Origin of the sequence: Flavobacterium sp. (assembly GCF_041392005.1) — a bacterium.
GTDB lineage: Bacteria > Bacteroidota > Bacteroidia > Flavobacteriales > Flavobacteriaceae > Flavobacterium.
On record NZ_JAWKMX010000004.1, the window covers coordinates 46,973 to 64,285 of the forward strand.

Annotated in this window: 15 protein-coding genes, 1 tRNA gene and 2 pseudogenes; 11 read left to right on the forward strand and 7 right to left on the reverse strand. The window is 30.8% G+C overall.

The window, feature by feature from the left end; genetic code table 11:
* Window positions 1-51: 51 nt before the first annotated feature.
* A complete protein-coding gene (locus tag R2808_RS03700) occupies window positions 52-1,158 on the reverse strand; it encodes a Glu/Leu/Phe/Val dehydrogenase dimerization domain-containing protein (protein ID WP_371269611.1) in 1,107 nt (368 codons plus the stop codon).
* 197 nt (window positions 1,159-1,355) lie between these two features.
* Here R2808_RS03700 and R2808_RS03705 point away from each other — a divergent pair.
* Together R2808_RS03705 and R2808_RS03710 are read left to right on the forward strand one after the other, a co-directional pair.
* Window positions 1,356-3,120 (forward strand): annotated as a pseudogene (locus R2808_RS03705) (ABC transporter ATP-binding protein).
* Window positions 3,121-3,189: 69 nt separating this feature from the next.
* A pseudogene (locus R2808_RS03710) lies at window positions 3,190-3,562 on the forward strand (PUR family DNA/RNA-binding protein).
* Window positions 3,563-3,607: 45 nt separating this feature from the next.
* On the opposite strand, the gene R2808_RS03715 reads toward R2808_RS03710, so the two are convergent.
* Window positions 3,608-3,952: a tRNA-binding protein gene (locus R2808_RS03715; protein WP_371269612.1), complete on the reverse strand. Its 345-nt coding sequence runs from the start codon at window positions 3,950-3,952 to the stop codon at window positions 3,608-3,610.
* A 92-nt stretch (window positions 3,953-4,044) separates the two neighbouring features.
* Between R2808_RS03715 and R2808_RS03720 the strand changes: the two genes are divergently transcribed.
* Entirely contained in the window at window positions 4,045-4,599 is a 555-nt protein-coding gene (locus R2808_RS03720; protein ID WP_371269613.1) for a thioredoxin family protein, read from the forward strand.
* Window positions 4,600-5,243: 644 nt separating this feature from the next.
* Here R2808_RS03720 and R2808_RS03725 read toward each other — a convergent pair.
* Both R2808_RS03725 and R2808_RS03730 read right to left on the reverse strand, forming a co-directional pair.
* Window positions 5,244-5,735, reverse strand: coding sequence for a hypothetical protein (locus tag R2808_RS03725; RefSeq protein WP_371269614.1), 492 nt, complete (start codon window positions 5,733-5,735; stop codon window positions 5,244-5,246).
* A 133-nt stretch (window positions 5,736-5,868) separates the two neighbouring features.
* A complete protein-coding gene (locus R2808_RS03730; protein ID WP_371269615.1) occupies window positions 5,869-6,801 on the reverse strand; it encodes a peptidylprolyl isomerase in 933 nt (310 codons plus the stop codon).
* A 160-nt stretch (window positions 6,802-6,961) separates the two neighbouring features.
* Between R2808_RS03730 and R2808_RS03735 the strand changes: the two genes are divergently transcribed.
* From R2808_RS03735 to R2808_RS03765, 7 genes are all read left to right on the forward strand, one after another.
* Window positions 6,962-7,759, forward strand: a complete 798-nt coding sequence (locus R2808_RS03735) for a class I SAM-dependent methyltransferase (protein WP_371269616.1) — start codon at window positions 6,962-6,964, stop codon at window positions 7,757-7,759.
* A gap of 1 nt (window position 7,760) precedes the next feature.
* Window positions 7,761-8,210, forward strand: coding sequence for a DUF1569 domain-containing protein (locus tag R2808_RS03740; protein WP_371269617.1), 450 nt, complete (start codon window positions 7,761-7,763; stop codon window positions 8,208-8,210).
* Between the two features lie 16 nt (window positions 8,211-8,226).
* Window positions 8,227-9,162: a geranylgeranylglycerol-phosphate geranylgeranyltransferase gene (locus R2808_RS03745; RefSeq protein WP_371269618.1), complete on the forward strand. Its 936-nt coding sequence runs from the start codon at window positions 8,227-8,229 to the stop codon at window positions 9,160-9,162.
* Window positions 9,155-9,736 (forward strand): Maf family nucleotide pyrophosphatase, encoded by a 582-nt coding sequence (locus R2808_RS03750; protein WP_371269619.1) that lies wholly within the window; start codon window positions 9,155-9,157, stop codon window positions 9,734-9,736. Before R2808_RS03745 ends, R2808_RS03750 begins: the two co-directional genes overlap by 8 nt.
* Window positions 9,729-10,265 carry a mechanosensitive ion channel domain-containing protein gene (locus R2808_RS03755; RefSeq protein ID WP_371269621.1) on the forward strand — a complete coding sequence of 179 codons (537 nt, stop codon included), beginning with the start codon at window positions 9,729-9,731 and terminating at the stop codon, window positions 10,263-10,265. The genes R2808_RS03750 and R2808_RS03755 overlap by 8 nt, the downstream gene beginning before the upstream one ends.
* A gap of 16 nt (window positions 10,266-10,281) precedes the next feature.
* On the forward strand, window positions 10,282-12,726 hold the full coding sequence (locus tag R2808_RS03760) for a PIG-L family deacetylase (RefSeq protein WP_371269622.1): 2,445 nt from the start codon (window positions 10,282-10,284) through the stop codon (window positions 12,724-12,726).
* Between the two features lie 105 nt (window positions 12,727-12,831).
* Window positions 12,832-14,520 (forward strand): sodium:solute symporter, encoded by a 1,689-nt coding sequence (locus tag R2808_RS03765; protein WP_371269623.1) that lies wholly within the window; start codon window positions 12,832-12,834, stop codon window positions 14,518-14,520.
* A 2-nt stretch (window positions 14,521-14,522) separates the two neighbouring features.
* Here the strand turns inward: R2808_RS03765 and R2808_RS03770 are convergent, their stop codons facing one another.
* Both R2808_RS03770 and R2808_RS03775 read right to left on the reverse strand, forming a co-directional pair.
* The gene (locus R2808_RS03770) at window positions 14,523-15,068 is read right to left on the reverse strand and encodes a hypothetical protein (protein WP_371269624.1); all 546 of its coding nucleotides are present in this window, start codon (window positions 15,066-15,068) and stop codon (window positions 14,523-14,525) included.
* Window positions 15,068-15,967, reverse strand: a complete 900-nt coding sequence (locus tag R2808_RS03775; RefSeq protein ID WP_371269626.1) for a hypothetical protein — start codon at window positions 15,965-15,967, stop codon at window positions 15,068-15,070. Before R2808_RS03775 ends, R2808_RS03770 begins: the two co-directional genes overlap by 1 nt.
* A gap of 159 nt (window positions 15,968-16,126) precedes the next feature.
* Here R2808_RS03775 and R2808_RS03780 point away from each other — a divergent pair, with 159 nt between their 5' ends.
* Complete coding sequence (locus R2808_RS03780; RefSeq protein ID WP_371269627.1) at window positions 16,127-17,029, forward strand: SIMPL domain-containing protein; 903 nt, start codon at window positions 16,127-16,129, stop codon at window positions 17,027-17,029.
* Between the two features lie 199 nt (window positions 17,030-17,228).
* On the opposite strand, the gene R2808_RS03785 is transcribed toward R2808_RS03780, so the two are convergent.
* A tRNA-His gene (locus tag R2808_RS03785) sits at window positions 17,229-17,304 on the reverse strand.
* Window positions 17,305-17,313 lie beyond the last annotated feature (9 nt).

Consider the following 17,313-nt stretch of genomic DNA (forward strand, 5'->3'; position numbering starts at 1 on the left):
AGAAAGCGAAAGAAAATTCTCTCGCTTTGCAAAATTACATATTTTTATTAATTAGTTGTTTTCTAATTCCTTTTTTTTATCGTCTATTCGTTTTTGAGCAATAGACATAGCAGCAGCTTGAGTAGTTATGTTATTTTTATCGGAAAAATTAAAAATTTCTAAGGCTGTATTATAAATATTTTCTGTTTTTTCCATTACTTGAGCTTTGGTTAAATTTTCAAGTTCAGAGTACACATTAATAACACCACCCGCATTAATTAAAAAATCGGGTGCAAATAAAATACCTTTTTCTTTTAAAATTTTACCGTGCTTTACTTCGTTTGCTAATTGGTTATTTGCTGCTCCTGCAATAACTTTTGCTTTTAATCTATCAATAGTATCATCATTAATAGTAGCGCCTAAAGCACACGGTGCGTAAATATCTACTTCTGCCGAGTACAAATCGTTACCCGAAAATATTTTTGTATTATATTTTGCCGCAACTTGGTTTACGCGTTCTTCATTTATATCGGAAATGGTTACAACAGCTCCATTTTGAGTTAAATGCTGAACCAATACTTCGCCAACGTGCCCTATTCCTTGAACTAAAACTTTTTTACCTTCTAAATTATCGGTGCCAAATTGATGTTTTGCGGCAGCTTTTAAGCCCATAAATACACCATAAGCAGTAATGGGCGATGGATTTCCAGAGCCGCCTTTTTCTTCGGAAATACCCGTAACAAATTGTGTTACTTCGCGCACGGTATCCATATCTTTAGTTTCCATACCTACATCTTCTGCGGTAATGTATTTTCCTGATAATGAATCGACAAATTGTCCGAATCGACGCATTAATTCGGGTGTTTTTTGTGTTTTAGCATCGCCAATAATTACAGCTTTTCCACCACCTAAATTTAAACCCGAAATAGACGATTTAAATGACATTCCTCTTGATAAGCGAAGCACATCGTTTAGAGCTTCCCACTCGTTAGTATAATTCCACATTCTGGTTCCTCCAAGAGCTGGACCTAAAACGGTATTATGAATTCCTATTATGGCTTTTAAACCAGTATCTTTATCGTGGCAAAATACTATTTGCTCATGACCGTCGAACGAAATTTGACCAAAAACAGGGTCAACTTTATATAATTCGTTTGCTTTTACTAAATCTGCTGTCATTATATTGTTAAGTTGTATTGAATGTTTCTCAAAATTATGATGCAATATTACGTATAATTTTAAAATTTTTCAATATTTTATTCTTATTTTAAGAATATAACAATAGACGTTTTAGTGTTAATTATACATAAAAAGCTAACTCGGTATAATTTTAAATTTATAATTTTACACAAAATTAATACGAGAGCAAATTTTTAATGAAAGAATTACAATACTTAAATAAATATTTTTTAAAATATAAATATAGGTTTTTACTTGGAATTTTAATTACTATAGTTGCTCAAATTATTCGTTTATATGTCCCAAAATTAGTGGGCGATTCTATTGCTTTTGTAGAAGAATTTACTAAAAACAAAGAAACATCTATTGCTTTTATTAGTAAAGAATTGTTGGTAAACATTTTGCTTATTTTAGGAGCTACAATAGTTGCTGGTTTTTTTACCTTTTTAATGCGACAAACTTTAATTGTTATGTCGCGTTACATAGAATTCGATTTAAAAAATGAAATTTATAATCATTATCAAGTTTTAAGTCAGAATTTTTTTAAAAGACAACGAACAGGCGATTTAATGAGTCGAATTAGCGAAGATGTAAGCAAAGTACGAATGTATGTTGGCCCAGCTGTTATGTATTCGATTAATACAATAATTACGTTTACAACGGTTACCATTCAAATGTATATTATTTCGCCAAAACTTACGCTTTATTCACTTTTACCGTTACCTTTATTATCGTACGGAATTTTTAAAATTAGTAGCGAAATTCATAAACGAAGTGGTTTGTTTCAAAAAAATTTAGCTACATTATCATCGTTTACGCAAGAAATATTTTCTGGAATTCGAGTAATAAAAGCTTATGCTATTGAACCTGAAAAAAATGAAGAATTTAACCAATTAACAAATGAGAGCAAAAATAAAGCAATGAGTTTAGCCAAAATGAATTCGCTTTTTGGACCGCTTATGATTTTGCTAATTGGTTTAAGTAATTTAGTCGTAATTTATGCAGGCGGACTTTTGTATATGCAAGGCAGCACTGAAATTGATAATATTGGAAAAATTGCACAATTTATGCTCTATATTAATATGCTAACTTGGCCTGTTGCTTCATTAGGTTGGGTTTCATCATTAATTCAAGAAGCAAAAGCTTCTCAAAAACGTATAAATGAGTTTTTAAAAGAACAACCCGATATTTATAATACAAATCCTAATCGTACAAAAATTGAAGGAAATATAAGCTTTAAAAATGTTTCTTTTACTTATGACGATACTGGAATTGAAGCCTTAAAAAATATATCATTTGAAATTGAAAAAGGTAAAACTTTAGGAATTTTAGGCAATACTGGCTCAGGCAAATCAACCATATTAAATTTAATAAGTCGTCTTTACGATGTTTCTTCTGGCGAAATTATGCTTGATAACACGCCTATAAAAAATTGTAATTTAACTAGTTTACGAGAAGCTGTTAGCGTAGTACCGCAAGATTCGTTTTTGTTTTCTGATACAATTAAAAACAACATAAAATTTGGCAATGAACATGCAACTGATAACGAAATTGAAGCTGTTGCCAAACTGGCAAATGTTCATCATAACATTATAGAATTTAAAAATGGCTACGAAACCGTATTAGGCGAAAGAGGAATTACACTTTCTGGCGGACAAAAACAGCGCGTTTCTATTGCTAGAGCACTATTAAAAAACGCACCTATTCTATTGTTTGACGATTGTTTAAGTGCTATAGATACCGAAACGGAAGAAAAAATATTAAATAACTTAACCGCATTTGGTAACAATAAAACCATGCTTATCGTGAGCCATAGAGTATCGACTGTTAAAAATGCCGATAAAATTATTATTCTCGATAATGGAAAATAATACAACAAGGTTCTCATAATCAATTACTAAAATTGATGGATATTATAAAGAATTATACTCAAAACAATTATCGGAAAAAGAAAATAGCTAAAAAAAATTGGTTATATAATTTTTTTTTATGACTTTTGGTTACTGTTTAACAAAAACTGAATGACTGAATATGAGAGAAAATGACATGTTAGAAAAAGAAGAAATTTTTTCTAAAGTATTAAAGAGCCGGTAGAAGAACCTATTTTTTTGATGTAAGATCTACAAAAGCAGACGATTACTACATTACGATTACCGAAAGCAAAAAGTTTACTGAAGAAGATGGATCGTACCACTTTAAAAAACACAAAATTTATTTATACAAGGAAGATTTTGTTGCTTTTACAGAAATTTTAAATGAAATGACTAATTTTGTTATTGAACAAAAAGGCGAAGAAGTAATTTCAGAAAGACATCAAAAAGATTTTAAAAGAGAATACAACAGTGTAGAAGCAGAAAACACATCAACAGAAAGTTTTACAGATGTAAGTTTCGATGATATTTAATCACTTTTATAACGAAAAATTAAGTCTGGTAAATCCAGACTTTTTTTATGCCGTTTTTAAACCATTTTCAACTTGAAAATCGGGCGATAATAATACCACATCATTAGAATTTCCAACCAAACCAAGAACCAAACATTCACTCATAAAAGTTCCTATTTGTTTTGGTTCAAAATTTACTACGGCAATTATTTGCTTGCCAAGTAATGATTCTTTAGAATAGCGTAAAGTAATTTGAGCTGATGATTTTTTAATTCCTATTTCCGTTCCAAAATCAATTTTTAATTGAAATGCAGGCTTTCGAGCTTCAGGAAAATCATTCACTTCAATTATCGTTCCCACATGAATAGCTATTTTTTCAAAATCTTGCCATGAAATTGTAGTTGTCATCATTCTTTTTATTCAAATGTATGAAATTTTAGTTTTTGTAACTTTTTTATAAATGAAACGTATAACTAATACAACTTAATATTTATAAAAATAAAATGGCGCAAACTCCATCAAACATGCTTCCTATTGGGACTAAAGCACCTAAATTTAATTTACCTGCAACCAACTTCAATGAATCGTTTACATTTGATACCGTAAAAGGTAAAAAAGGAACAGTCGTAGTTTTTATATGTAACCACTGCCCTTTTGTATTGCATGTAATTGATGAAATTGTTCGAATTGCTAACGATTATCGTGTGCAAGGAATTGGTTTTGTTGCTATTTCGAGTAATGATATTGAAAAATACCCGCAAGATGCTCCTGATAAAATGGCCGGATTTTGCCTTAAAAATCATATTGATTTTCCATACTTGTATGATGAAACACAAGAAACTGCCAAGGCTTATGATGCCGCTTGCACACCCGATTTTTATCTGTATGATGGGCAAGATAAATTAGTTTACCGTGGACAACTTGATGATTCACGACCTTCCAACGGCATTCCTATTAATGGCTACGATTTACGAAATGCTATTGATGCGCTAATGTTTAACCGAAAAGTAAACGAACCGCAAAAACCAAGTATTGGTTGTAATATTAAATGGAAATAGATTAGTCTTTAGTTTACAGTTAACAGTTAGTAGTTAACAGTTTAAAGTAAAAAATTTGCGAATTTTTATTTTTAATTATATGAGAAAAACTATTGAAAGTTCTTGGGATTATTATAGAAAGCTAAATCTTAATAATAGCAAGCATTGTAACTCTCGGCATAACTATTGGTTTTATAATTTTTGAAAAACCGATTCTTACATTTATTATAATTTCATCTCTTTTTATATGTTTTCTTACTTTCTTACTTTTTTTACGAAAAAGTATATTTATTGAAAACGATAAAATTTCAGGATTTCATACTTTTCTAGGAATTAAAGTAAAAAGAATACATTCATTTTCTTATTTTAATAATAAAACTGTTTCAACAAAAAAATATAAAACAAATAGTTATTACCAAAAAGAACGAAAATACGAACCAGAACTTCATGTAAACGAAAACATTTTTGAAATCTTTATTGATAACAAACACTTTATTACGCTATATACAACAAAAGGATATGAAAAATTTATGCTTTTAATAAGAAGTTAACACCTTTAACTGTAAACTGTAAACTGTAAACTGTAAACTGTAAACTGTAAACTGTAAACTGTAAACTGTGAAACTGTAAACTGTAAACTGTAAACTGTAAACTGCTAACTGAAACTACTCCAAAACTACCTCAACCGGGCTATTTGTTCGTTTGCCAAACATTTTAGCTTTTTGAGTTTCTGTTGAGCACAAAATATACATATTAAAACTTTGTAAAGGAATTAATTGTGTTTTGTATTTTCCTGAAATATCTTCTATTTTAATACTAAAGTTTTCAGCAGGAAATGAACTGGTTACCGACAAAAAATACTGATCGGTAGCATACGGAAAAAAGTAACGGTTTTTCATCTTCTTTGAAATCAAATAATTTTGCATAAAAACCAACGGTTCATTAGCATTTTTCCAACTATATAAATTGTTAACATTGATAACCGCATTTCCATCAGCATCTACTAATGTAATTTTTACTTCTTTATAATTTTCAGTTTTACCATTTTCATGCACATCAACTACTATATACGAAGTAAAATCGTACCCACAATGCGGAATTTGACCATAAAAGGCAATTGAAAAAAGAAGTAAATAAAAAGACAAAAATTTATTCATATAAACTACAATTGATGGTAAATGTACAAAAACAGTACCAAACAAAAAATCCCAAGAGCAACTCTCAGGATTTTTATATTATTTTCGTCTTTCGACTTTCAACTTTCGACTTTTGACTTTCAACTTTTGTCAATTACTTCACGTCCATCAATTCTACATCAAAAACCAATGTAGCATTTGGCGGAATAACACCACCAGCACCACGACTACCATAGCCCAAATACGATGGAATTACAAAACGCGCTTTATCACCCACTTTCAATAAGGCAATACCTTCGTCCCAGCCTTCAATAACCTGACCAACGCCTAAAGTAAAATCAATTGGTTGTTTTCTTTTGTATGACGAATCGAATACCATGCCGTTATCTAAAGCACCTTGATAATGAACCGATACTTTTTTACCTTTTTCAGCCTGTTTGCCACTTCCTTTTTGAATAATTTGGTAACGCAAACCACTTTCCGTTTTTTGAAAACCAACAGCTAATTTTTCCAAAGCTTCTTCAGCTAAACGTTTTTCTTCAGCCATACGTTTTTCACGTGAACCTTCAAACGTACGAAACGCTTCAATAGCATTCCAATTTGTAGCTTCATCACCAACACGTACAATTTCAATCGATTCAATCGTATCACCTTGAGCCACTGCATCAACTACATCTTGTCCTTCTACTACATGACCAAAAACAGTATGTTTACCATCTAACCAAGGCGTAGGAACATGGGTAATAAAAAACTGCGAACCATTCGTTCCAGGTCCAGCATTTGCCATCGACAATACACCCGGAGTATCATGTTTCAATTCAGGATGAAATTCATCATCAAATTGATAACCAGGTCCGCCAACACCAGTGCCTTGCGGACATCCACCCTGAATCATAAAATCAGGAATCACACGGTGAAATTTCAACCCATCATAGTACGGTTTTCCCATACCTTTTGCTTTATTATCCATTTGCCCTTCTGCCAAACCTACAAAGTTTCCAACAGTTCCAGGCGTTTTATCATGCGTTAATTGAACTAAAATACTACCTTTCGAAGTATTAAATTTAGCGTAAATACCGTTTTGCATTTTCTATTTTTTAAATTTTAAAGTGCAAAAATACTAATAATTTAAGTAATTTTGAAGTGAAGAAGCACACAAATACGCTTCACAACACAATTTATCCCGCTGTATGCGCTACACGGTAGCTTGCTTCCATCGGGGCTAATTATCAATTAAAGTAATTCAAATGACCGAACAAGACTTTTTTAATCGCAACAAACAAGCTTGGAACAACAAAGTTCCTGTTCATATAACCTCTGAATTTTATGATCAAAAATCATTTATTTCTGGAAAAAATTCATTGCCAAATATCGATTTAAACTTATTAGGCGATGTTTCCAATTTATCCATCTTACACTTACAATGTCATTTTGGACAAGATACACTTTCATTAGCTAGAATGGGCGCGCAAGTTACAGGAATCGATTTATCTGATAAAGCCATTGATACAGCAAAAAAACTCAACGATGAACTACAACTTAATGCGCAATTTGTGTGTTGTAACGTGTATGATACACGAAACTATATCAAACAACAATTCGATATCGTTTATACGAGTTATGGCACCATTGGCTGGTTACCCGATTTAGATCGATGGGCTAAAGTTATTGTTGATAGTTTAAAACCTGGCGGAAAATTCATTTTTGTTGAATTTCATCCGGTAATTTGGATGTTTGATGATGACTTTACTAAAATTCAATATCATTATCATAATGAAAAACCCATAATCGAAACCTTTACAGGTACTTATGCTCAAAAAGATGCTGAAATTCAAACCGATTATGTCGGGTGGAATCATTCGCTAGCAGAAGTAATTTCTAGTTTACTTAAGCAAGGATTAGAAATTAAAAGTTTTGAAGAATACGATTATTCGCCGTATAATTGCTTCAATAAAACCTTTGAATTTGAAAAAGGAAAATTTCGTATAAAAGGTTTTGAAAATAAGTTACCTATGCTTTACAGTATAACAGCAATAAAAAAATAATATGCCATCAATTTATAATATATCTGATAATCAAGCAATATTAAATAGAATTAATCAACTTACACCAAATTCCGAAGGACTTTGGGGAAAAATGACGGTTGACCAAATGTTAAAGCACTGCATTGCTCCTCTAGATATTACTTTAGGAAATACCCAACCAAGCAAACCAAATTTTATAATGGGATTATTGGGTAAAATGCTGAAAAATAAAATTATTAACGGAACAGAATACAAAAAAAACAGTCCAACTGCTCCTGATTTTGTTTTTACTGAAACATATAATTTTGAACAAACAAAACAAGAATTACTTGAAAAAGTAGCAGAATTCCAAAAAGGAACACAAGTTGTAAAACTTGACAAACATCCGTTTTTTGGAAAAATGAGTACCGAAGATTGGGATAAATTGCAATGGAAACACTTAAATCATCACTTGCAACAATTTGGTGTTTAATTATATTTCAATAAAAATGAACTATTTAAAACTTATACGCATACAAAACCTAGCCATACTTGCTTTTATGCAAATTTTGTTTCGTTATACTTTTTTAAAAACCGCTACTTATACGCCACTTACTGCCGATCAAAATTTTCTAGCAATGACACACGTTCAGTTTTTTCTGTTGGTTTTAGCTACTGTTTTAATTGCAGCTGCAGGCTATATAATTAACGACATTATGGACCAAGAAACCGATGAACTCGCAAATAAGAGAATTATTGGTAAATCAATTTCGGAAAAAACGGCTTATAATTTATATTTCGGATTAAATGTACTAGGTGTTGTCATTGGTTTTTATGTGGCTAACGCTGTAGGAAAACCAAGTTTTTCGGCTCTTTTCATAATTGTAGCTGCTTTACTATATGTATATGCTACTACATTAAAACAAATTGCAATAATTGGAAACATTGTAGTAGCTTGTTTACTTTCGTTTAGTGTTATTATTCTTGGAATTTTCGATTTACTACCTACAACCTACGAAGATAATCAGGCTTTAATGCAGCACGTTTTTAGTATTTTAATTGATTACGCAATATTTGTTTTCATCATTAATTTACTACGTGAAATGGTTAAAGATATTGAAGATGCCGATGCTGACGCCAAAACAGGAATTGGAACACTTCCTGTACTTATAGGAAAAGATAAAACTATGAAAATTGTATTTTTTCTTTCATTTCTACCCATTGCTTTATTAGCTTATTATTTAAAAGAAAACTTATTTCAATACACTTACGTGGTCTATTATGTTTTGCTTTTTATTATAATGCCACTTATCTTTTTTACCATAAAATCGTGGAATGCTAAAACCCAAAAAGACGTTAAAAATTTAAGTTTACTTCTTAAATTCATTTTATTTTTCGGAATTTTGTCTATCTGGGTTATTACATATTCGGTTACCAATGCTTAAAGAAAAACTCCAACACAAACATATTGTATTAGCTTCGGGCTCGCCTCGTAGGCAACATTTTTTTAAAGAATTAAATATTGATTTTGAAATTCGGTTAAAAGAAGTAAACGAAATTTATCCCGAGCATTTAAAAGCCGAAGCAATAACCAACTTTTTAGCAGAGTTAAAAGCGAATGCCTTTTCAAATTTAACCGAAAATGAAATTGTAATTACCAGCGACACCATAGTTTGGCATAGCGGAAAAGCATTGGGAAAACCTAAAAATTACAACGATGCTTTTTCTATGCTACAATCACTTTGCGGAAATAGCCACGAAGTTATTACATCGGTTTGTTTTAAAACTCAAAAAGGAAACGATACTTTTTTTGAAAAAACGAAAGTCTTTTTTAAAAAACTAAATGATGACGCTTTGCATTACTATTTAAAAAACTATAAACCTTTTGATAAAGCTGGAGCATACGGCATTCAGGAATGGATAGGTTTAGTTGGAATTGAAAAAATTGAAGGCTCTTATGCTAATGTTGTAGGAATGCCTATTGATAAAGTTTACGATAAATTATTAGAATATGTTTAAACTTATTGATAATCCATATTTGCATCAAGAATTACTAACATTGCTCGTTTTAGCAATTCTCTTCATTCTAAGATCGTTAAATGCGAGTGTAGTACGAAAATTTGCGCGTATAAACGAAGTTTTGGAAAACCGTACTAATTTGGTTATTAAATATATAAATATATTGCTTGGCTCTTTAGCACTAATTTCAATTATTATTATTTGGGGCGTAAAAAAAGACCAAATTTTCTTATTTATATCGTCTATTTTTACAGTTGTGGGTGTTGCCACTATTGCGCAATGGTCTATTTTAAGTAATATAAGCGCAGGTGTTATTTTGTTTTTTTCGTACCCTTTTAAAATTGGCGATGTAATTAAAATTCACGATAAAGATTTTCCTATTGAAGCCGAAATTTTAGACATTAAATCGTTTTATATTTTCTTAAAAACAAGCGAAGGCGAAGAAATTACCTATCCTAATAATTTACTTATCCAAAAAGGAATTTCATTGGTAAAAAAACAACACGAAGAAAAAGAATTTACCGATTAACTAAAAGTACTTTAAAATGAAAAAGACATTTGTATTACTGTTAAGTATTTTCTTTAGTACTGTTACTATTTGTGCGCAACAACCAAAAAAACCTAGTGCTGTAGAAATATATGGTAAAATTCAAAAATTAAATTTTTTAGGAAGCGTACTTTATATTGCAGCTCACCCAGACGACGAAAACACCAAGTTAATTTCTTATTTTTCGAATCATTATCATGCAAACACAGGCTATTTATCGTTAACTCGTGGCGATGGCGGTCAAAATCTTATTGGTTCTGAATTACGCGAAAAACTGGGCGCTATTCGCACACAAGAACTTTTAGCCGCAAGACGAATCGATGGCGGTATGCAATTTTTTACGCGTGCCAATGACTTTGGTTACAGCAAGCAACCTAATGAAACCTTTTCTATTTGGAATAAAAAGCAAGTTTTAGCCGATGTGCTTCAAGTAATTAATACATTTCAACCCGATATTATTATTAATCGTTTCGACCACCGTACACCAGGTACAACACACGGTCATCACACCGCATCGGCTCAATTGAGTTTAGAAGCCTACAACTTGGCAATTATACAACCTAAAAGAGTATTTTTTAATACATCGTGGTGGTTTTACGGAAGTCAAGATAAATTTGATAAGGCCGATAAATCGAAATTATTAAGTATTGATGCTAATGTGTTTTATCCATTATTAGGAAAAAGCAACCACGAAATTGCCGCACTAAGCCGTAGTCAACATCAATGTCAAGGTTTTGGAACAATTGGAACGCGTGGCAACGATTTAGAATATTTAGAATTGATAAAAGGAACGCTTCCGCCAAATAATAATCTGTTTGAAGGCATCAATACCTCGTGGACACGAGTAAAAGGCGGCGAAGCAATTGAAAAAATTTTAAAACCAATTGAAGAACATTTCAATTTTAATAATCCATCGGTTCATATTCCGCAATTAGTTGCAGCTTACAAACTTATCCAAAATTTAGACAACGAGCATTGGAAAGCTATAAAATTAGAAGAAATTAAACAAATTATCGAAAGTTGTGCAGGTTTGTATCTCGAAGCCGTTTCATCAGAAGAAATGGTTACACCAAATGCGCAATTTGAAATAGCAATTGAAGCAATTAATCGGAGTAACGTTGCTATTAAACTAAATGCTATAAATCTTTTAAATGCTACAACTATTGAAGCTAATACAATATTAAAAAACAATCAAAAATTTTCGAAAAACGTTACATTTCAATTGCCAAATACTACGCCGTATTCTAATTTATTTTGGTTAAACGAAAAACAGCAAAACGGAATGTACACCGTAAACAATACTTCTTTACGAAATTTACCCGAAATAGAAAATCCGTTTCCTGTTATATTTGAATTAACTATTGCTGACGAAAATTTTTCGATAGTAAAAAACTTAGTTTACAAAACCAATAAACCCGATTTTGGCGAAACCTACGAACCTTTTTGTGTAGTTCCGAAATTTACAACTGAAATTCTAAATCCTGTTAGTATTTTTAATGCCAATCAGTCGCAAAAAATTGAAGTAAAAGTTAGCGCCTTTGAAGCTAATTCTTCAGGTACAGTTACATTGGATTTGCCTAAAAATTGGAAAGTTGAACCTAACGAAATTCCAATTACTATTTCTACAAAAAACGAAAGTAAAGTGGTTGTTTTTACTGTAACAGCTCCAAAAAATGCAGAAACTTCTACTGCAAAAGCAATTGTTACAAGCAACGGAATAAAATTCGATAAAAAACTTACACAAATTGATTATAACCATATTCCAAAACAGACTATTTTAGAGTCGTCTCAGGCTAAATTTGTTAACCTTACTATAAAAACTTCGGGTAAAAACATAGGTTATGTAATGGGCGCTGGCGACGAAGTAGGAAAATTTCTTCAAAACTTAAACTATAACATTACTTATCTAAAAACTGAAGATTTAATTTTAGAAAATTTACAAAAATTTGATGCTGTTATTTTAGGAATTCGAGCTTTTAATGTATTAGACGATTTGAAGTTTAAGAATAAAGTATTGTTTGAATATGTTAAAAACGGAGGAAATGTTATTGTGCAATACAACACCAATAGAAGCTTAGTAACCAATGAAGTTGCGCCGTATTCTTTAGAAATTTCGCGCGATAGAGTAACCGATGAGAACTCGGAAGTAGTATTTTTACAACCAAATCATACTGTTTTACATTTTCCAAATACCATTACAAAAGAAGATTTTACTAATTGGGTACAAGAACGTGGTTTATACTTTCCTGATAAGTGGAGTTCCGAATTTATTCCTATATTAGCCATGCACGATATTGATGAAGATGATTTAAAAGGTAGTTTGCTTATTGCCAAATATGGTAAAGGAAACTACATTTATACTGGATTATCATTTTTTAGAGAATTGCCCGAAGGCGTAAGTGGTGCGTATAAATTATTAGCAAATTTAATTGCATTAGAATAATGAAAAGCAAAAAAAACGAATGGAAAAAAAGTTATACTTTGGTGCTGTTTCTTAATGCACTTTACATTTTATTGTTTTATATACTAATGGAAATTTATTCGTAAAATGGAAAGTTTAGATTGGATTGTACTAGGCTCTACCCTACTTTTTATTGTAATTTATGGAGCCATAAAAACAAAAGGAAGTCAAAATGTAAAAGATTATTTGCTTGATAATAATGAAACACCTTGGTTTACCGTCGGAATTTCTGTTATGGCAACACAAGCTAGTGCTATTACGTTTCTTTCTACACCTGGGCAGGCTTATCATGACGGAATGGGCTTTGTACAATTCTATTTCGGATTGCCGCTGGCTATGATTGTGATTGCCTATACGTTTATTCCTATTTATCATAAACTAAAAGTTTATACCGCTTACGAATATTTGGAACAACGTTTCGATGTAAAAACCCGTTCGCTTGCTGCCATTTTGTTTTTAATACAACGTGGTTTAGGAACAGGCTTAACTATTTATGCACCATCAATTATACTTTCGGCCTTATTAGGTTGGAATTTAACGATGCTCAATATTATAATTGGTCTTTTGGTTATTGTTTATACCGTAACTGGCGGAACAAAAGCAGTAAACGTAACGCAAAAACAACAAATGTTTGTGATAATGAGTGGTATGTTCATTACTTTTTTTGTAATACTTTCTTATTTACCAAACGATTTAGACTTAGGAAATGCGTTACACGTTGCGGGCGCTAATGGAAAAATGGATATTCTCGATTTTTCATACAATCCCGAAACACGCTATACCTTTTGGAGTGGAATTACGGGTGGTTTTTTCTTAATGTTGTCGTATTTTGGAACAGATCAATCGCAAGTTGGCCGTTATTTATCGGGAAAATCGGTTAAAGAAAGCCAAATGGGATTAATTATGAACGGAATTTTAAAAGTACCTATGCAGTTTTTTATTCTTTTAACAGGTGTTTTAGTTTTTGTTTTCTTTCAATTTAACGATACACCACTTCATTTTAACCCAACAAATGTTGAGCTGGTAAAAGCATCAAACAAGAAAGCGGCATATGAAAACCTAGAAGAAAAACTCGAAAAAATTAATGTTGATAAAAAAGTAGTTAATCAAATTTATGTAAACCAATTGCAACATAACGATTACGACAATCCTACGCTTCGCAAACAAATGGTGGCACTTTCTACCAAAGAAAAAGAATTACGAGAAGAAGCAAAAAATTTAATTTCGAGTGTAAATTCGGGTGCCGAAACTAACGATAAAGATTATGTGTTTTTATATTTTATACTTAACTATTTGCCTAAAGGTTTATTAGGTTTGCTTTTAGCCGTTATTTTTAGCGCAGCAATGTCGTCTAGTGCATCGGGTTTAAATTCGTTAGCCGCCACTACTGCTATTGATATTTACAAACGAAATGTTGCGGAAAAATCAGACAAACACTATGTGTATGCTACACAATTTTTTACACTATTTTGGGGTTTAGTAGCTATTGGTTTTGCTTGTATAGGAACACTTTTCGAAAATTTAATTCAATTGGTAAATATTATTGGTTCAATATTCTACGGAACCGTTTTGGGCATTTTCTTGGTAGGGTTTTATATAAAATATGTAAAAGGAAAAGCTATTTTTATTGGTGCTTCAATTTCGCAGTTAATTATTTTTTATATCTATTATGTTGATGTTGTTAGCTTTTTATGGTTAAATTTTATTGGTGCATTATTAACTATTTTGCTATCATTAGGCTTTCAATTCTTTTTAAATAAAAAATCGAATGCCTAATTTTAAATTACATTAATAGTACTCAAAAATACAGTCCAAACTTCTTTTTGTTTGGAACCAAATGTTTTTTGAACAGGTTTAAAAAAAACCTTTTGCGAACAATTTACGATTTTTACTTTTTTGTTTTGCGTAATTTTTAATTGATAATTTGTTATCCAAAAATTAAATTCTGTTGAAGGTGTATTTTGAATAGCATCAACTTCAAATGTGTAATTTTTATTGTTTATTGCGGCAAGAAAATTAAGTAACAAAATAGTTTCATCTGTAGCAATTGTAAAATTTGAAAGTAAAATAGTTTCATTTTCTACCAATCGAAAAATATTTTTTTTCACTTCAATTTTTAATTCTTCCGAAGTATTTTCTTGAGAATATAGCGATAAATAATTATAAAAATCTTCTATCTTCAAATTTGCATTATTTTGATACACTTTAACCGATTCTACAGAAAAATTCGATTCTATTGCTAACAATTTTGGCGTGGCAACACTTTGCGAAAACCCAAAAAAGGAAATAAAAAAAAGTACTGTTATGTAAAAGGTAAATTTCATTATTCTTGTTGTATTCTTATAAAGTTAATTTTCTTATTGTTAGCATATTGTATTTCCAAAACTTCCATTTTTTTAACCGAAATACTTGGTACAACTAATAATTCAGTAAATTCTTCTTTGTTAAAATATTCTGTTCCTAAATTGTTTTTTAACATTACCAAAACTTCTAAATCACTAGAAAGTATAAGTTGAAGTTGCGCTTTTCGGGTTTGCCAATCTTTTATATCGGCTTTCATAAATGCTTTTAACATCATTGCATAATCGTTAGGTTGCAATTCTATTTTAGTTGTTTCCTTGGGTTTAATTATTACTGTTTTTTCGTTGTAAAACGGACTTTTTATTTTCAGTTTTATGCTATCCGATAAAGATGTTTCTATTTTAGAATGATTAACTTCAATTGGTATTTCTTTATTGTTTTCAATTGCAACTGCTTTTATTTGTTCATTTTCAATGGTTTTTTTTGTATAAATATCTTGAATTTCAATATGTTGTTTTTCTTCTTTTTTAAAAAATTGAAAACCGAAAAATGAAACGAATATTAGTATAAAAAAAGCTACAATCCATTTCCAATTAAATTGTTTTTTTTTGTTTTTTTCTTCAACAACAACTTGCTTTGTATTGCGAAAAACATATTCGTCCCAACCCGAAAAACCTACAAATTGCGAAAAAATATCTAACATATCTTTTCGTGGCAACTTTTCATTCTGTTCGGGTTTTAAATGCGTGTAAATCCATTTTTCGCTTACCGTTTGCTTTACTTCAACCGCAATTAAATCAATTAAATTTTGAATGTCTTGCGAAGTAAACGATTTCCAGTTTCCTTCAAAAAAAGGATAATGCTCTTTGTATTGCAAAAGAACATCTTTTTTTAATTGTTGAAAAACTGATAGTACTTCCATTTAATCGTATTCAAAAGTAACTTTTCAAATTTTATAGCTACTGTAAAACCACTGTAAAAGTAGCGAAAAATCTTTACAGTAACCAGAAAGCGGTTTTTCTAAAACTTGTAAATCGAAACGTTGTAGTATTGCTTCAAAATAATTTTAAAAACAAATAATATGAAAACAAAAACAGTAGGTATTGTAGTATTTTTATTAATTGTAACAATGCAATTACAAGCGCAAATTAGCGGTAACCAAGTGTATGGCAATCAAACCAATTATTCTGGTAACAACTACTCTGGAAATAGCAGAACCGTATCGGTAAACGACAATATACTTTCGGTTACGGTAAAAATTTTAATGAATAAAAAAGCAGATGGTTTTTCGCTAACACTAGGTCTAAATCAGGAAGCCGAAACGGTAAATGACTGCAACACAAAAATTAATAAACGAATTGATGGTTTTTTAGCCAAAGCCAAATCGTTAGGCATAAAAAAAGACGATTTTTATGTCGATTTTATTTCGCAAACCAAAATTTACGACTTTTCGGTTAATGAAAATACAGCCAATCAATATGAAAAAGGATTTGAAATTAAAAAGAATATTATTATTACCACATCAAACGCTACGAATATTGAAAAACTAATTGATATGGCTTCTGAATTTGAAATTTATGACGTAATAAAAGTTGATTATTTTAACTTTGATACCAATACTACACATTATTCGCTTTTTGATGAAGCACTTGCAATGGCCGATGTTAAAAAAGATAAGTATTTAAAAGCTTTTAAAAAAAGAATAATAGGTACACCAAATGCTACAGAAGAATTTTCAATTGTTTTTCCGAAAACACAATACAGTACGTATCAGGCATATGAAAGTTCTGAAATTCAAGCTAGTTATGGTTATAGAAGTGATGCCAAGTACTTAAAAAAAATAGAACGAAAAAACAAAACTTTCTATTATAATGGTGCTTCATTAACAGATTTTGATAAAGTAATTAATCCCAATCAGGTAGAAGTTGGCATTCAATATATACTAACACTAACGGTAAGCTATAAAATTGATACTTCAATTTAGTACAAAAAAATTATTATATTTCAACCCTCATTTTTTTAATAAATAGTTTAAATAAAAAAGCCCAGCAAAACTGGGCTTAAGGGTGAAAGACGGGTCTCGAATACCGACGATAAATGTCGGCATTAATACAAACTATGTTTTTCTCAACCTAAGACCTAAATGTTTATAAACTAAAAAAGCCCAGCAAAACTGGGCTTAAGGGTGAAAGACGGGTCTCGAACCCGCGACCTTCGGAACCACAATCCGACGCTCTAACCAACTGAGCTACAATCACCATTTATTAT

Excerpts from the sequence above, each read along its gene's own strand:
- R2808_RS03775 (WP_371269626.1), bottom strand. The coding sequence starts at position 15,967 with ATGGAAGTACTATCAGTTTTTCAACAATTAAAAAAAGATGTTCTTTTG.
- R2808_RS03715 (WP_371269612.1), bottom strand. The coding sequence starts at position 3,952 with ATGATGACAACTACAATTTCATGGCAAGATTTTGAAAAAATAGCTATT.
- R2808_RS03780 (WP_371269627.1), top strand. The coding sequence starts at position 16,127 with ATGAAAACAAAAACAGTAGGTATTGTAGTATTTTTATTAATTGTAACA.
- R2808_RS03750 (WP_371269619.1), top strand. The coding sequence starts at position 9,155 with ATGCTTAAAGAAAAACTCCAACACAAACATATTGTATTAGCTTCGGGC.
- R2808_RS03725 (WP_371269614.1), bottom strand. The coding sequence starts at position 5,735 with ATGAATAAATTTTTGTCTTTTTATTTACTTCTTTTTTCAATTGCCTTT.
- R2808_RS03760 (WP_371269622.1), top strand. The coding sequence starts at position 10,282 with ATGAAAAAGACATTTGTATTACTGTTAAGTATTTTCTTTAGTACTGTT.
- R2808_RS03730 (WP_371269615.1), bottom strand. The coding sequence starts at position 6,801 with ATGCAAAACGGTATTTACGCTAAATTTAATACTTCGAAAGGTAGTATT.
- R2808_RS03740 (WP_371269617.1), top strand. The coding sequence starts at position 7,761 with ATGCCATCAATTTATAATATATCTGATAATCAAGCAATATTAAATAGA.
- R2808_RS03735 (WP_371269616.1), top strand. The coding sequence starts at position 6,962 with ATGACCGAACAAGACTTTTTTAATCGCAACAAACAAGCTTGGAACAAC.
- R2808_RS03720 (WP_371269613.1), top strand. The coding sequence starts at position 4,045 with ATGGCGCAAACTCCATCAAACATGCTTCCTATTGGGACTAAAGCACCT.
- R2808_RS03770 (WP_371269624.1), bottom strand. The coding sequence starts at position 15,068 with ATGAAATTTACCTTTTACATAACAGTACTTTTTTTTATTTCCTTTTTT.
- R2808_RS03765 (WP_371269623.1), top strand. The coding sequence starts at position 12,832 with ATGGAAAGTTTAGATTGGATTGTACTAGGCTCTACCCTACTTTTTATT.
- R2808_RS03700 (WP_371269611.1), bottom strand. The coding sequence starts at position 1,158 with ATGACAGCAGATTTAGTAAAAGCAAACGAATTATATAAAGTTGACCCT.
- R2808_RS03745 (WP_371269618.1), top strand. The coding sequence starts at position 8,227 with ATGAACTATTTAAAACTTATACGCATACAAAACCTAGCCATACTTGCT.
- R2808_RS03755 (WP_371269621.1), top strand. The coding sequence starts at position 9,729 with ATGTTTAAACTTATTGATAATCCATATTTGCATCAAGAATTACTAACA.